This is a genomic window from Bacillus sp. EE-W1 (assembly GCF_009760835.1).
Lineage (GTDB): Bacteria > Bacillota > Bacilli > Bacillales > Bacillaceae_G > Bacillus_A > Bacillus_A wiedmannii.
In genome coordinates this window covers 310314-326277 of record NZ_WIPE01000069.1, presented here as the reverse complement: position 1 = coordinate 326277, position 15964 = coordinate 310314, and the positions used below count along the sequence as shown (strand labels likewise).

Annotated in this window: 12 protein-coding genes and 3 pseudogenes; 9 read left to right on the top strand and 6 right to left on the bottom strand. The window is 34.1% G+C overall.

Features of this window, described 5'->3' with window-relative positions:
* Positions 1-124 (top strand): annotated as a pseudogene (locus tag GFJ36_RS18295) (RNA-guided endonuclease TnpB family protein); the annotation flags it as partial.
* 136 nt (positions 125-260) lie between these two features.
* Here GFJ36_RS18295 and GFJ36_RS18290 read toward each other — a convergent pair.
* Together GFJ36_RS18290 and GFJ36_RS18285 are read right to left on the bottom strand one after the other, a co-directional pair.
* Positions 261-441: pseudogene (locus GFJ36_RS18290) on the bottom strand (DUF3916 domain-containing protein); the annotation flags it as partial.
* 2 nt (positions 442-443) lie between these two features.
* Positions 444-1286, bottom strand: a complete 843-nt coding sequence (locus GFJ36_RS18285; RefSeq protein ID WP_088122765.1) for a LysR family transcriptional regulator — start codon at positions 1284-1286, stop codon at positions 444-446.
* An 85-nt stretch (positions 1287-1371) separates the two neighbouring features.
* Between GFJ36_RS18285 and GFJ36_RS18280 the strand changes: the two genes are divergently transcribed.
* Entirely contained in the window at positions 1372-2604 is a 1233-nt protein-coding gene (locus GFJ36_RS18280; RefSeq protein WP_141542862.1) for an MFS transporter, read from the top strand.
* A gap of 109 nt (positions 2605-2713) precedes the next feature.
* On the opposite strand, the pseudogene GFJ36_RS29815 reads toward GFJ36_RS18280, so the two are convergent.
* Positions 2714-2949 (bottom strand): annotated as a pseudogene (locus tag GFJ36_RS29815) (hypothetical protein).
* 262 nt (positions 2950-3211) lie between these two features.
* Between GFJ36_RS29815 and GFJ36_RS18270 the strand changes: the two are divergent.
* From GFJ36_RS18270 to GFJ36_RS18245, 6 genes are all read left to right on the top strand, one after another.
* On the top strand, positions 3212-4339 hold the full coding sequence (locus GFJ36_RS18270) for a serine hydrolase domain-containing protein (RefSeq protein WP_088064124.1): 1128 nt from the start codon (positions 3212-3214) through the stop codon (positions 4337-4339).
* A 238-nt stretch (positions 4340-4577) separates the two neighbouring features.
* Positions 4578-5735, top strand: a complete 1158-nt coding sequence (locus tag GFJ36_RS18265) for an agmatine deiminase family protein (RefSeq protein ID WP_098082265.1) — start codon at positions 4578-4580, stop codon at positions 5733-5735.
* A gap of 378 nt (positions 5736-6113) precedes the next feature.
* Positions 6114-7091, top strand: coding sequence for an agmatine deiminase family protein (locus GFJ36_RS18260; RefSeq protein ID WP_098082292.1), 978 nt, complete (start codon positions 6114-6116; stop codon positions 7089-7091).
* Between the two features lie 38 nt (positions 7092-7129).
* Positions 7130-7951 carry a MerR family transcriptional regulator gene (locus GFJ36_RS18255; protein ID WP_098082266.1) on the top strand — a complete coding sequence of 274 codons (822 nt, stop codon included), beginning with the start codon at positions 7130-7132 and terminating at the stop codon, positions 7949-7951.
* Between the two features lie 81 nt (positions 7952-8032).
* Entirely contained in the window at positions 8033-9775 is a 1743-nt protein-coding gene (locus GFJ36_RS18250) for an amidohydrolase (RefSeq protein WP_097889778.1), read from the top strand.
* Positions 9776-9871: 96 nt separating this feature from the next.
* Entirely contained in the window at positions 9872-10918 is a 1047-nt protein-coding gene (locus tag GFJ36_RS18245) for an agmatine deiminase family protein (protein WP_157349696.1), read from the top strand.
* A 48-nt stretch (positions 10919-10966) separates the two neighbouring features.
* Here the strand turns inward: GFJ36_RS18245 and pepF are convergent, their stop codons facing one another.
* Complete coding sequence (pepF, locus tag GFJ36_RS18240; RefSeq protein WP_098082267.1) at positions 10967-12754, bottom strand: oligoendopeptidase F; 1788 nt, start codon at positions 12752-12754, stop codon at positions 10967-10969.
* 117 nt (positions 12755-12871) lie between these two features.
* Positions 12872-13663, bottom strand: a complete 792-nt coding sequence (locus tag GFJ36_RS18235; RefSeq protein ID WP_088609600.1) for an arylamine N-acetyltransferase family protein — start codon at positions 13661-13663, stop codon at positions 12872-12874.
* A 216-nt stretch (positions 13664-13879) separates the two neighbouring features.
* Between GFJ36_RS18235 and amyS the strand changes: the two genes are divergently transcribed.
* A complete protein-coding gene (gene amyS / locus GFJ36_RS18230) occupies positions 13880-15421 on the top strand; it encodes an alpha-amylase (RefSeq protein ID WP_098082269.1) in 1542 nt (513 codons plus the stop codon).
* A gap of 94 nt (positions 15422-15515) precedes the next feature.
* On the opposite strand, the gene betA is transcribed toward amyS, so the two are convergent.
* A partial coding sequence (betA, locus tag GFJ36_RS18225) for a collagen-like exosporium glycoprotein BetA (protein ID WP_275940655.1) occupies positions 15516-15964 on the bottom strand: 449 nt, incomplete at its 5' end.

Below are 15964 nucleotides of genomic sequence, written 5' to 3'. Positions count from 1 at the left end.
TAAAAAAGAAATGCCATTATGTGAACGCACGTATGCTTGTTTGTGTGGACTCACAATTGGCCGTGATTATAATGCAGCGATCAATATCAAAAAGGAAGCCATTCGCTTATTAGTGTTGGCATAAATAGTAACAAAATAACCTTTGGAACAAGGGAGTTAGCTCGGCTGTCCTAGGACAAATTCGTTAGCTATCAAAAGTAGCGATGAACCGAGAAGCCCCTACTTCAAGTAAGCTCGTAAGAGGTACTAAGTGGTGGGTAGTTCACTAAGGTTTGTATACACAATCGTTTTGCTATCAATAAAAGCTTTGGAAACTGGTAAAGGCATATACCAATATTCATCGTTATAGAAAGCAGAAGGGAACGTTTTTGTATGTTCTTCAATTCGCTTTATCATCGTGTTTGTTTTACGCTTCATCCCACGTATTTTCTTTTCACGCATTGTTAAATCATCTCCATAAATTTTTGTAATGCAGCTGAGTGATATATATCTTTTCTAGTAATAAAAGTAGTAGGAACCTTTTTGAATCTATTTGGTAAAGGGTTGAATGATAAGTTATGTGCATGACCATTTAAAATAGATTTCATCATAATTGCTACGCCCATATTTGATTTTACACAGGCGAGTATTGCTTCAATTGTTCCGAACTCTAATATTCGTTTAGGCGAGATGCCTTCTTCTTGAAGCCAGTCTTCTAATAAACTTCTATAATAGCAACCTTGACTAAAAGCGAGTAAATTCATATCTTCTATGTCTGTAAGAGAGGGTAAAGGTTTTTTACTAATGAGAACTAATTCTTCTTCACGAAATACACTTGTATGAAGTTCAGCGTGCTGAGTAGAGCCAGCTATAAACGCTCCGTCTAGTTTTCTTTCTAACACTAGCCTAATTAGTTGTTCGGTCGTATTTGTTTCTAAAATCAATTCGACTTTTGGGTGTTTCTCATAGTAGGCCGTTAATATAGAGGGAAGCCTTACCGCAGTTGTAGATTCTGTACATCCGATTTTCAACGTGCCCTTTGGCTCAGTTCCATTACTTTGAACCGCTTTTATAGATTGATCCATTAAGTGGATAATTTGTTTAGCGTATGTTAATAAAATCTCACCGTTAGAAGTTAAAGTTACACCTTTTCCGTTACGGTAAAATAAAGGCACACCTAATTCATTTTCTAGTTGTTTCATACGCATTGTTACGCCTGATTGTACATAGTTCAAATTTTTAGCTGCGTGAGAAATATTATTTTCCTTCGCAACTTCGTAAAATACAGTTAAATCTTTTATGTCCACGTTTCATTCCTCCGAAAAGGTATCAATTTTTTTGATGGATTATATGATGAATATTTATTTTATATGATATCAGAACTTTCATACAATTGAAGGGGGTGGAGGGATGATTGTGTTAATCGAAGAAAGGATGAAAAGTACTTATAAGTGGATGATGTTAATTGTTGCGACGATTGCTCAAACAACAGCGACGCTTATAACGTATGGTGTTGGAGTTTTGGCGTTATTTTGGAAAGAAGAATATGCGCTTAAGAATATGGAGAGTGGATTGTTAGTAAGTTTTGTAAATGTTGGACCATTATTTTGTATGCTTTTTGTTGGGCGGCTACTTGATCAATATGATGAAAAGTTGTTAATTTCTATAAGTTCATTTTTGCTAGGAGGTTCGCTTTTACTAACTAATATAGTAAATGGATTTAATGGACTGTTATTTGTACTTTTATTAGTAGGAATGTTTTATAGTGTTTCCCAGCCAGGAGGAAGTAAAGTGATTTTAAAATGGTTTCCAAAAGAAAATCGTGGATTAGCGATGGGAATAAGGCAAGCTGGTATACCGATTGGTGGCGCGTTAGCGGGAGTTTTAATCCCGTTTCTTACAATACAATATAATGTGACTTATGCGATAAATAGTATGGCATGCATTTGTATAATTGGAGGTTTATTATTTTTTATATTTTATAAAGAGCCATATGTCCAAGAGGATGTAAGGAAAGAATATATTAAAAATTCTTTATGGATGCAGCTAAAAGTAGTGATATGTAAAAAAGAGTTGTATCCAATTTATATAACAGGTATTTGCATGATTTCATTACAAATGGTGTTAGTTGGACACTTTATGAAATTTTTAGTAAGGGAACAATCCATTACATCTATTGTAGCCGGAACAGTATTTTCAGTTATGTTCTTTTCTGGAATGATTGGCCGTGTTGCATTAGCAGCTATTAGTGATGTGTTTTATAAGGGGAATCGGCGCATACCTTTATTTATAACTGTCTGTGCTTCTATCGGTTTGATTCTATTGTTAGTAATGAGCATACATACAGTAACGAGTGGAGTATTGTATGGTGTCAGCGCATTGTTAGGCTTCTTTTCAATTGGTTGGTTTAGTCTTTTTATCGTCGAAGTTGCTGAATTGGCAAGTGAAGAATCTGTTGGAATAACAGTTAGTTTGGCGCTGACATTCAATCAAATTGCTATTATTGTTGCACCTGTTTTATTTGGGTATATTGTCGATGAGAAAGGGTATACGTGTGCGTGGTTGTGTATAGTGGTATTACTAAGTATTTCGGCAGTGAGTTTATATAGTAAAAGCAAAAAATAAAAGAAAGTTAGTAATGTAAATTTTATATGAAGAAATTCTAAAGAAATGCCGAATGTGCGACATTTCTATTTTATATGTTGTATAATCAAAAAATAAATGAGATTCGTTTTCAATGACGTTCATTACCTCTTTTGAAATTACCTGTTACTTTAGCCATAATGAGTTGTTTTTCTGTATCGTTATGTTATGTGCATGATTTATTTTGTTTAAAAATTTTTCAGCATCATTTCCTTTTAATATTTTAATTTATTTTCCGTAATATTCAATTAAAACTATGTTTTTTTTTGTTACTCTGTAATGGAACATCATATCATTTAAACGATTGTGTTTATCGGTATTTTTCATCGTAACAACTCCATTTCTTATTATGTGTAACAAATGTTACATAAGCTGTTGAAATTATAGTAGGGTGTATCCGATTGTAAGGTGGAAATTTTGCAAGAAAGAAATACAATAGAGAGTAGCCAAAAACTGAATATGAGAAAAAGGAATCTAGTTTAAATAGGTGAATAATAGATAGATAATATTATGAAATATTTGAAAATTAAAAGATATAGAATAGAATGGATGCATGTTAAGTGAAACTAGATAAAAGAGGGTTCCTATTATGCTAAAGAAATGGTTAATTGTTTTCTTTATTTTTGCTATTTTTTGTGGGAGTGTCGTTACACTAATACATGCAAATAAAGGTAAGAAATATGATATAAAGGCATTTTCTAATGTAAATAGTAAGAAAAAGGGCGATATGCAAGAAGTTGATGCGAATGAGAAAAAGCGCTATGAAGTTGCAGCTGGAAAACTAGATCAATATTTAAAAGATAAAGGATTTAATGGGAGTGTTCTTGTAGCTAGTAAAGATCATGTAATTTTACGCAAAGGTTATGGGTATGCGAATGTGAAAGATAAAGTAGTAACAACGCCAAGAACGAAATATCGCATTGGTTCTATTACGAAAACAGTCGTTGCAATATCTATTATGCAGCTAAAAGAAAAAGGGAAATTAAATATTGAAGACAATGTAAATAAGTATATTCCATCATTTCCGGCAGATAAAAACATTACGTTACGAAATTTGTTAACCCATACGTCTGGGTTGCCAGATCAGGGACAAGGTAGGGTTGATGCGGCGTCACGATTAAAGTTAGTAACGTGGATTGGTGCACAAAAATTGCAATTTCCTGCAGGGACAGGATGGAAATATACAGACTATAATTATATGGTACTTGCGTATATTGTAGAAAAGATATCGAATAAACCGCTTGCTGAATATGTGAAAGAAAATATTTTTACGCCTGTTGAAATGCATGAATCTGGAATGGGTGCAACTCTCCCTGAAGATATTTTTTTAGCAGAAGGTTATACGAAAAAAGATAACGAGTTAATAGCTGCGCCTCGGTTAAAAATGAATTGGCTGTATGGGTGTGGTGAAATGTATACGACTATTGAAGATATGAAAAGATTAGATGAGGCTATTATGGATGGAAAGTTGATTTCTAAACAAAGTGTATCAGATATGTTTACTGCATCATCTGTAAGAAAATATGGGTTTAGTTTCTATACTAATCCAGATTATTATCATAATCATGGTGTATTAGCTGGTTGGAATACATTTAATAATTTTAACCGGGATAAACGAACGTTTGTAATATTATTCTCTAACGTACAAAATGGTATGAATGATTCGTTTAATCAGGAGTTTAGGAAAATGGCGAATGATTTAATAGAAGGAAAATAATAATTTTAAAAATCGGTATTGATATGTAATTATCAATACCGATTTTTTTTATTTAGTCATGTTCTATTTGCTGACTAAGTAGGTGAGAAAGGTGGTTGATATTTGAATAAATCTATATAGGTAGTTAAATGATATGAATGTAAAGGATAATTGGTAATTTTTACATTGAAGAAAAAGCTTGAGATTCACACTATGTGAAGCTTTATATTATTGGAGATAGGAACAGGAGGTTGAAAAAATGAAAAAAGTAGTAAAGTTTTGTTTAATAAGTGTATTATCCGCAACGATTATTAGTGGTTGTTCTTTTGAAGGTGGTAATGAAAATTCAAAAGGGAAAGAGAGTGAAAAAGTAGAGGTACAGAAAAAGGTTGGAAAATATACGATGCCAGATGAAAAAGATAAGCATGAAGGTACATGGTTGCAATGGCCTCATGAATACACATATGGTCAAGAATATAAGCAGGAAGTTGAACCGATTTGGGTTAAGATGGCAAGCGCTTTAACTGAGGGTGAAAAAGTTCATATTGTTGCATACGATGAGGAAGAGAAAGAGCGCATCAATAATCTTTTAATAGATAAAGGACTGAATATAGATAAAATTGATTTCTTTATCGCTCCTACTGATGATGTATGGGCAAGAGATAGTGGACCGATTTTTGTTTATGACAATAATAAAAATCTCAAAATATTAGATCCGGCATTTAATGGTTGGGGAAAGAAAACACCTTATAAAAATGATGCTCGTATACGTGAAAATGTTAGTAAACAATTAGGGATTGAAAGGATTGATTGGGGGAACTTTGTCCTTGAAGGCGGCGCAATTGAATTAGACAGTAATGGGACTGCTTTATTAACTCGAAGTGCAGTAACAAATAAAAATAGAAATCCAAATTTATCAGAAAAGGAAATTGAAAAGTATATAAGTGACCTAGGAGTATCAAACTTTATTTGGTTAGATGGAGTACCTAATTTAGATATTACTGATTTTCATATCGATGGATTTGCTAAATTCCATGGTAAATCTACCATTGTAACGATGAAAGAAGATGACCTAGCCGAATGGGGTTTGTCAAACAAGGATATGGATACATTGTTAGATGCAAAAAATGCTTCAGGACAGAAGTATAAGTATGAATACTTACTCCTTAGTAAAGATAAAGTTACTTTAGAAAATGGAAAAGCTCTCGATTATAAAGGCTCGTATATCAATTATTATATTGGGAATGCTGTGGTATTGGTTCCTAATTATAATGATCCGAATGATAAAATCGCAAACGATACGATTCAGAAGTTATATCCAGATCGTAAAGTAGTTGGTATTGATGTGAGAGAGCTTTATAAAAATGGCGGCATGATTCATTGTGTTACACAGCAACAACCGATTCAATTGAAATAATCGATTGAAATTCAGCAACCTACCGACAAAATAGGTACATTGTTACCTTTATCTATTTTGTCATGTTTTATTTTTCGCAAAAAGGAGCAAGGGCATTGAAAGGAATAATATTAACTAGTTTCATAATGATAGGGCTTATGATTCTATTATTAAATTTCATACTTTCATATAAATTTTTATTATTGCATTTTAAAACCCTGTCAAGAGTCAATTTTTCGCTCAACCACGGCTATATATTTTTTATATAAATATATAATATTTCTCCGTGCTATAATCCATTCATGAAATGTGCACGTTTCGAACATTGTTATGAAAAGAGAAATAGTTGGCATAGTGAAATTAGTTATTCAACCATTATTAAAAAGCGAGGTAAATAATATGGAACAAAAACATAATGGAATTATTTTTACTGCAATACCAGATAAATCAAATGCATATTATCGTCCATTTTATGAAGACCTGATTTATTTTAATGAATACTTAAATGAAAATAAATCATTTACTGATCAACTTGTTTCTTTATCCATTGAAGAGCAAGACTTTCATACAAGCTTTTTTGAGTATGATGATATTTGGCTAAGAGATGTTGCACCAGTTGTTACAAATCATTTAGTTAAATTTAAATATCAACCAAATTACTTACCGAAAGATCAATGGAGATATTTAGATCAACAATTTAATAAATGGTTAAAAAAGAACGATTTTGAATATGGGAAGTCTCCATTGATATTAGACGGTGGAAATCTTATTTGGAATAAAAAAGATACTGTTATAGTAACGGAACGCATATTCGATGATAATGATGATTGGACGGAAGAAGAAATTATAGAGCAACTGGAATGGGATTTGGATGTGAGCCGAGTTATTATTATTCCTGCTGAAGAAGGGGACGTACTTGCACATGCAGACGGAATGGTTAAATTTATTGATGAACATACGATGTTTATTAGTGATTTTTTAGGGGATCATGAATTTAGATATAATGTTCAAGAAATTATTCAAGAGCAAATGCCAGAAGCTAAATTTATAGTTGTTCCATCGTCATATACAGAAAAGGGACAATATGATGAAGAAATAGCATCGGCAAAAGGGTTGTATATAAATATGTTAGAAACATGTGATACGATTTATGTTCCTAAGTTTGGATTAGCTAAAGATAGGGAAGTTTTACAATATATTCAACAGCATACGGAGAAACAAGCTATTCAAATTCATGTAGGAGAAATATCGACAATGGGAGGCGCAATAAATTGTTTAACGTGGTATTGCCCTCGTCATTTATTACCTTCAAAAATGAGGAGATTGAAAAATCAGAATGAAGATTTTTCAGTTAAGAAGATTTTTGATTGGTTTTAAAATAAGCTTATAAGAAAATGTATTCAAGGGGTAAGTATATGTATACAATTACTGAGTTTTCACGGATTTGTAAAATGAGTACACGGATGCTAAGGCATTATGACAAAGAGGATATATTAAAACCAGCATATGTGAACCCGGAAAATGGGTATAGATATTATGAGCAAGGACAGTTAGAAATAGCGTTGAAAATAAAAAAGTTAAGAGAGTATAAGTTCCCTCTACCAAAAATTAAAATCATTTTGCAGTCATCAGATCAAGACTCGTTTGTGAAACATATGCAAGCACAAATTATAGAGTTGTCTCACGAAGTGAAGCAAAATTTACAGGTTATTTCAGAAATGAATGAAATGGTAAATGTGAATAATGGCCTGCATATTGCTCGCCATAGAAGTTACGATATATTAATTGGAATGAGAAATGAAATAACAGTAATTGCTCAAAGACTGCAAATAAATATAGATGATATGGATGATTATTTTTATGACTTATATGAAAAAGTACAAAAGCATAACTTATCAATAGTTGGTTCGCCCTCTACGGTCTTTTATGATGAAGAGTATATTCCAAATGAAAGTGATGTTGAATTAAGGATTCCGGTCATGCATGGGAACAATAGAGATGTAGTACAAGAATATGAAATAAAAAAATTAAATCCACATCAAGTCGTTACTACTATGCATTATGGAAGTTATGACTATATAGGCTACGCTTATATTGCGTTAGAAAAATGGATTGAAAGAAATGGTTATGTAATAGATGATTCACCATATGAGGTCTACATAAAGGGACCTGAATGTGATTGTTTAGTAGAGGAGTATGTGACACAAATTTGTTTTTTAGTTATGAAAATAGACTGAGGATAAGGATTGACATTAACATTATGTCAATCCTTATTCTATTTATGTAAGTAATTCATCATAATAAAAAGGAGAAAGAAAATGAAAAGAACAATCATGATTATTTGTCTGATTCTAAGTATGACATGGGTTTCAGCGTGTACTCCTGGAGTAGGAGAAGGTGAGAATGGTAGCTTCGTTCTACCTAATCAGTTGCCCAAAAATGTAGTGTTTAAAAATGGTACCATCTATACTTCAAATGGCAAGCAAGACATTGTAGAGGCTGTAGCCGTTAAAGAAGGGAAAATTACATTTGTTGGTTCAAACAAAGATGTAGAAGAATTTATAAATGAAGATACGAAAGTGGTGGATTTACAAGGACGTTTTATTCTTCCTGGTTTTGTGGACAATCATAATCATATATTTGAGGCGAAATCACCAGCAGCAGGGAATTGTAGTGTTTCACCGGATGCTTCGTTGCAAGAACAACGCTCGTATTTAAAGGTTTGTAAAAAAGATGTGAAAGATGGCGAATGGATAAGTGGAACAGGATTTAGTTTGGAAGAGCTGTTAAAAGATATGGACGAAAAGTCAGAACAACAAACGCCATTACAAGTTCTTGATGAGTTATTTCCTAATAACCCTGTATTAATTATGGAAAGAACTTCTCATTCTGTCTGGGTTAACTCAAAAGCATTGGAAGTAGCGGGAATAAATAAAGAGACGAAAGATCCGCAAGGCGGAAGAATCATCCGGGATCCAGAAACAGGAGAACCTTTCGGGCTTCTGTATGATACAGCAGGAGATATCGTGATGGAAAAAGCATGGAATTCTCAGCCTAATCTCTTTGAAAAAAATTATGAAGGTTTGCTGGACGGTTTAGATGAGGTTGCGAAGAATGGGATTACTACAGTCGGCGATGGACGTCTTTATTGGAAACGAGGCTGGTTAGATGTTTGGAATAAAGTTAACGATGAGAAAAAGTTAACGTCGCGAGTAGTACTTCGTCCGTGGGTATATCCGAACTTAAATGAAGCAGAACAAATAGAGTATTTCAAAAAGATTAAGCGTGATGATGTATCATCTCGAATGCTTATTAATCAAGTGAAGATGTATAGTGATGGAATTAGCATTAACAGTACAGCTAAAATACTAGAAAAATATAAATTTGAGTGGTTTCAGGGAACGCCGTACGGTTTGAACTATATTCCAGAAGAGAAAATGAAATGGTGGTTGAAGGAACTTAATAAACTTGGTTACGGTGCGCTCATTCATACGATTGGAGATGGCGGGGTAAGAGAGAGTTTAAATGCAATTGAGGCAGCGAAAAAAGAAGGGGCGAATCAGCCTTATACGCTTACGCATGTTGAGATGGTAGAAGATAGTGATATAAATCGTTTTGCTAAGTTAGGTATTAGCGCTGATTTCCAAGTAGGTCATGATTTTACAGAAGATCCTAAACAAAGCTGGGCAAGTACGTATTTTACAAATCAACAGATGAAACGAATTATGCCGTTAGGACGCATTTGGAAAACAGGAGCAAACGTGTCACTTAGTAGTGATTGGGATGTAAATGAACTAAATCCACTTGTGACAATTTCAAATGCACTAAGTATTAATGAAAAGGGCTTGTCTAATGTATATGCAGCTATTGATGCATATACAATTAAGCCCGCTAAAGCATTAGGCCTTGATAATATTACTGGTTCAATCGAAGTAGGTAAATCAGCCGATATGATATTACTAAATGAAGATATTACTAAAATGAGTGTCGATAAGATTCCAGATGCGAAAGTTTTAGTGACGGTTTTACAAGGAGAAGTAGTGTATCACAAGGGAAAATAAAGAATCAGTTTATGAAGTAGTTAATATATTTCTGTTGACCTTAACACGATGTCAAAGTTTAGACTGAACTTACATTCGAAGAAGGGGTGAACATGTATGAGAAATATGGAAAATAGTTTGTTTTATATGCCAGCTGAGTGGGAAAAGCATGAGGGGACATGGCTCCAATGGCCTCATGATAAAGCTCATAGAGGTGGAGGTTACAGAGCTAAGCTAGATGATATTTGGGTAACGATGGCAAAGGAGCTTCATTACGGAGAAATTGTGCATATTGTTGTATATGATGAAGAAGAAAAAGTACATGTCCAATCGAAGTTAATGGAAGCGAAAGTGGATATGGATAAAATTGATTTCTTAGTTCAAGAGACGGATGATGTGTGGGTAAGAGATAATGGACCGATTTTTGTAAAAGATAAGGAAGGCAATCTCTGCTTAACACACTGGACTTTTAATGGGTGGGGTGAGAAATATCCGTATGAAAATAATGCGGGTATTCCGGCGGAAATAAGTGAAATGTATAGCATTCCAAAAGTTAATTCTAGTGTCTGTCTAGAGGGCGGGGGAATAGAGATAAACGGAAATGGAACCTTAATGGCGGCAAAAACTTCTATTATAAATGAAAATCGAAATGCTACACTAAGTCAGGAAGAGATTGAAATAGAGTTAACGAAGCATTTAGGGGTAACGAATTTTATATGGATAACGGGCATTCGCGGTGAGGATAATTATGATGAAGATACGGATTACCATATTGATGGAGCAGCACGTTTTGTAAATGAAAATACAATTCTTTATGAATATGATCCTTTCGGAGAAAGTGAATCATACCTTTTGGAGGCGTACGAAAAGCATTATCAAGAATTGCGACAAGCAAGAAATATAGATGGAAAACCATTTCAGCTCATACCAGTACCGGTGACAAGAAAAGTGGTAAAAGAAGCAGACTGTAAGGGCTCATATTTGAATTTCTACATTGGAAATGAAGTTGTATTAGTTCCTATATATGGTGATGAACATGACAAGTTAGGGCTTCAAATCATGGAAGGGCAGTTTCCAGGAAGAAGAATTGTCGGTATTTATGTAAATGAACTGTTTGCGTATGGTGGCATGATTCATTGTGTGACGCAGCAACATTTGGCATAGAGTATCCGAAATGAAAAAAGCATGCAGAGTATATACTCTGCATGCTTTTTATAATGCTGAAAACTCTTCAACAAGTGAGCTAAAACGATTTAGTGCACTTTCAATCGGTTCTGGCGTAGTTAAATCAACTCCAGCTTTTTTCAGTAAGTTTAATGGATAGTCAGAACTTCCGCCTTTAAGGAATTCAATATAATGTTTTTGAGTATTTGGATCGCCGCTCAATAACTTATCAGCAATTTGGATTGCAGAAGCGAAACCAGTTGCGTATTTGTACACGTAAAATGGACGATAGAAATGCGGTATTCTAGCCCAGCCGTATTTTACTTCTTCGTCAAATACGAGGGAGTCGCCATTATACTCTCTAAACAAGTTTTCATAAACTTCGCTAAAGACTTGGGCATTTAATGGTTTACCTTGCTGCGCCATTTCATGTGTGATTTTTTCAAACTCAGCGAACATAATTTGTGTAAAGAAAGTGCCTTTAAATTTGTCGATGAAATGATTTACTAAATGGTTACGTACATTAGCATCTTTTGCTTCTTTTAATAAATGATGAATTAATAGGACTTCATTTACTGTAGAAGCGACTTCTGCAACAAAAATAGTATAGTGTGCAGAAATTCTCGGTTGGTATCCGTGTGAGTAGTGCGTATGCATACCGTGTCCACATTCATGAGTGAGAGTGAAAAGGCTATTTAAATCATCGTGATGATTTAAAAGAATGAAAGGATGAACACCGTATACACCAAAATTATAAGCGCCGGAACGTTTTCCTGGCGTTTCTCTCACGTCAATATAACGCTTATCTTTAAAGCTTTTTAATGTTTCAATATATTCTTCACCTAATGGAGCTAGTGATTCGATCATCATGTCAAACGCTTTGTCATATGGAATGTCTTGTTTTACACCCGCTACTAAATCAACGCTCAAGTCGTACTGGCGTAGTTCATCTACATGTAATTTTTCTTTTCGAAGTTCATTATAAGTATGTAGTGATTGAATATTTTTTTTCGTCGTCTCAATTAAATTTTCATATACTTCTTTCGGAACCGTGTCGCCAAATAATGACTTTTCTAAAGCTGATGGATATTTTCTTAGCTTTGAAACAGTAACATTATTTTTAATAGCAGCAGATAAAGTAGAAGCGATAGAATTTTTTAATTGAACGTATGGTTTGTAATAAGCTTTATAGGCTTCTTTACGTTTCTCGCGATTTTCATCTTCTATTAACTTTGCATACATTCCACGCGTTAAAGTAACTTTTTCTCCCTCATCAGTAGTCACTTCACCAAATAGTATATCTGCATTATTTAACATGCCGTATGTATGCTGCGGGGAGGAAAGTGCTTCACCCATTTGTGATAAAATCTCTTCTTGGTCTTTATTCAATACGTGTTTTTTATAACGGTATAATTCAAATAAGTCTTCTTTATAATATTGTAAACCTTCTGCTTCTTCTATGTAAGAATGTAATGTGTTTTCATCTACGCTAAGTAAGAATGGGGAAAAGAAAGATTTAGCCGCACTTACTTTCACGTGTAATTGTGATACTTTATCGACAAGAGATTGAGCGTCAGTATCGCGCGTATCAAGATCAGATTGTAATCGTGCATAAGCGAACATTAAAGATATTATGCTAGAAATTTCTTCGCTCTTTGTTAAATAGGCTAATAAACTATTGCCATCGTGAATATGTCCATTAAACTCATGTAATTCTTTCGTTAATACTTCAATTTTATGAAAATCGCTTTCCCAATCTTCAATTGTATGATAAATATCCGTTAAATCCCATTTCTCTTTATCATCTACTTGTAGTCGATCTTTAAGTTCTGTCATAATCATTTCCTTTCTAAATATGTAGTTATATTCCTATATAACTATGAAATACAACAAATTGCAAAAAATCCCTGCTGAAAATTGAAAAGCCTTGCTAAAATGACAAGGCTAAAAAAATTATAATGTAATTCCGAATTTTGAATGTAAAAGATTTTTATATTGCACATCTGTAACGTTTTCTTTCGTTTTTTTACCGTTTTTCGCTATTGTGAGACTATCCTTTGTTAAAGATGCATGCCCATCTTCAGTTAGTTTTACAATAAGAGGTACTTTGTTAAATGGTGAGCCCTCATGTTCAACGATAATTTCTTGTGCTGCATTTGCCTTTTCTTCATCCACTTCTTCTATATAAAATGCATAGCCTAACGTCCAATCATCAGCAGAAGATTGATCCAAAAACTCATTGTTTTTACGCATCTCTAACATGTAATTTCCCTTTTCAGTCATTTCTTTACGAATACGATAATCTCCTGTAATGGAGTGAATGACTTCACCTGAGAAAGGAATAGGTGTAAGAGGTAAGTATGATCCGAATCCTACTTCAATTAAATAAAGTTCATTATGATGTGCTAAAACAGTTGCGATGTGTCCAGAATCAACAGCCCATATAGAATTTGCAGCATTGTACACTGTTCCTGAAACGAGATGAACATCAAATCCAGCGTCTTTAAGGAAGTAGTACATAGTAGGATTGAGTTCATAACAAAGACCGCCACGGTTGTTTACTAAAATTTTTTCTTTTAGATTTTCTTTTGATATTTCTGTAAAGTTGTTTTCGAGTATATTTAAGTTTTCAAAAGGGACAGTTTGTGCCATCGCGTACATAATGTTAGGTAAATCTTCAAATGAAACTTTTTGTTTTTCTTCTATATGTAATCGTGCGAAAAATTGTTTTTGAAAGTCGGTCATAGAAATCCCTCCGTCATGCTTTTATAGATAAATTGTAAACAATCTTGAATAAGATGTGAAATGAAAACTACTTTGAAGTATTTGTTAAATATGTGAAGTTAGATTAAAAAATAATGTGGGAGAGTGAGAGATTGCTACTTTACTAATTGTAGAACGAATATTATAATAATTCCGATAAACTATGCAAACGTTTTCTTGGAAGGGGATGATGTAAATATGTTGAAAAGAATAACAGTAGTCGGCTTGTCGATTGTTTTGTATTTACCTAGTATATATGGGGGGAGTAAAGTTTATGCAGATACGGTTAACAATGGAACGTTAATGCAGTATTTTGAGTGGTATGCTCCGAATGATGGGAATCATTGGAATCGTTTGCGTTCGGATGCTGGAAATTTAGCTCAGAAAGGAATTACATCTGTCTGGATACCGCCTGCATATAAAGGAACTACGCAAAATGACGTAGGATATGGAGCGTATGATTTATATGATTTGGGAGAATTCAATCAAAAAGGAACGGTGCGGACGAAATATGGGACAAAAGCACAGCTGAAATCTGCAATTGAAGCTTTACATAAGCAAAACATTGATGTATATGGTGATGTAGTTATGAATCACAAAGGTGGAGCAGATTATACTGAAACTGTAACAGTTGTCGAGGTAGACCGTAACAATCGAAATATTGAAGTATCCGGTGATTATGAAATTAATGCATGGACAGGGTTTAACTTTCCAGGGCGTGGCGATGCTTATTCTAATTTCAAATGGAAATGGTATCATTTTGACGGAACGGATTGGGATGAAGGAAGGAAATTAAATCGAATTTATAAATTTAGGGGGATAGGTAAAGCATGGGACTGGGAAGTGTCTAGCGAGAATGGAAATTATGATTATTTGATGTATGCAGATCTTGATTTTGATCATCCAGATGTTGCGAATGAGATGAAAAATTGGGGAAAGTGGTATGCGAATGAATTAAATTTAGATGGCTTTCGTTTAGATGCTGTTAAACATATTGATCATGAATATTTACGCGATTGGGTAAATCATGTCAGACAGCAAACGGGGAAAGAAATGTTTACAGTAGCTGAATATTGGCAAAATGATATTCGAACTTTAAATAATTATTTAGCGAAGGTCAATTATAATCAATCTGTATTTGATGCACCACTGCATTACAATTTTCATTATGCTTCAAAAGGAAATGGGAATTATGATATGAGAAATATTTTAAATGGAACAGTAATGCAAAATCACCCTGCACTTGCAGTTACTCTCGTTGAGAATCATGATTCTCAGCCTGGACAATCATTGGAATCTGTAGTAAGTCCGTGGTTTAAACCGTTGGCATATGCATTTATTTTAACTCGTGCAGAGGGCTATCCTTCAGTTTTCTATGGTGATTACTATGGGACAAACGGAAATAGTAGTCATGAAATTCCAGCGTTAAAAGATAAAATTGATCCGATTTTGACGGCACGAAAAAACTTTGCATATGGTACGCAGCGTGATTATTTAGACCATCCAGATGTAATTGGATGGACAAGAGAAGGTGATGGTGTACATGCAGATTCCGGTTTAGCGACATTAATCTCAGATGGGCCAGGAGGATCAAAGTGGATGGAAGTTGGAAAGAATAACGCAGGGGAAGTATGGTACGATATGACGGGTAATCAAACAAATACTGTAACAATTAATAAGGACGGATGGGGGCAGTTCCATGTAAGTGGAGGATCAGTTTCCATATATGTTCAGCAGTGAATTGCTGATAAAAAAGAAGAGGAAGACTGAAATATAAGTCCTCCTCTTCTTTTTATATTGTTATCATTCCTAAATTTTTATTTTCATAAATGAACTAGTCGACTTTTAAAATAACGAGAGATGCGTTGGAATAAATAATGTCACCCGTGGCTTCTCTTATTCGTACTCGAAGAACGTCTCCTTGGGTTAAAGGTAATAAATCTGTTCTGGCGGATGTAGCACTTACCCCAGGACCACCACCAACTCGTGTTTCAATTGCGAATTGAATAGAATCGTTTATTGTAAGATTTAATATACTAGACGAAATAGCTTGTATCGCAAATACGATTGAAAAGGATACAGCGTATATACCAGTGGTATTAATTGTAATGGAGTTGTCTACTGGATTTAGAGTAGCTCCACTAACAGGTCCTGGAATGGTGAAATTAACATTTGTATTAACTACTGCTGAAAAACCGATACCTATTTCAGAAGTTATTGTTCCAAATACGGGGAGTATTCCGAAACCGGTTGCTCCAGTGGGACCAGTTATTCCAATTCCGG

Bases quoted from the DNA above. Each gene is read 5' to 3' on its own strand.
- GFJ36_RS18270 (WP_088064124.1), top strand. From the start codon at position 3,212: ATGCTAAAGAAATGGTTAATTGTTTTCTTTATTTTTGCTATTTTTTGT.
- GFJ36_RS18265 (WP_098082265.1), top strand. From the start codon at position 4,578: ATGAAAAAAGTAGTAAAGTTTTGTTTAATAAGTGTATTATCCGCAACG.
- GFJ36_RS18260 (WP_098082292.1), top strand. From the start codon at position 6,114: ATGGAACAAAAACATAATGGAATTATTTTTACTGCAATACCAGATAAA.
- GFJ36_RS18255 (WP_098082266.1), top strand. From the start codon at position 7,130: ATGTATACAATTACTGAGTTTTCACGGATTTGTAAAATGAGTACACGG.
- GFJ36_RS18250 (WP_097889778.1), top strand. From the start codon at position 8,033: ATGAAAAGAACAATCATGATTATTTGTCTGATTCTAAGTATGACATGG.
- GFJ36_RS18245 (WP_157349696.1), top strand. From the start codon at position 9,872: ATGAGAAATATGGAAAATAGTTTGTTTTATATGCCAGCTGAGTGGGAA.
- pepF (WP_098082267.1), bottom strand. From the start codon at position 12,754: ATGACAGAACTTAAAGATCGACTACAAGTAGATGATAAAGAGAAATGG.
- GFJ36_RS18235 (WP_088609600.1), bottom strand. From the start codon at position 13,663: ATGACCGACTTTCAAAAACAATTTTTCGCACGATTACATATAGAAGAA.
- amyS (WP_098082269.1), top strand. From the start codon at position 13,880: ATGTTGAAAAGAATAACAGTAGTCGGCTTGTCGATTGTTTTGTATTTA.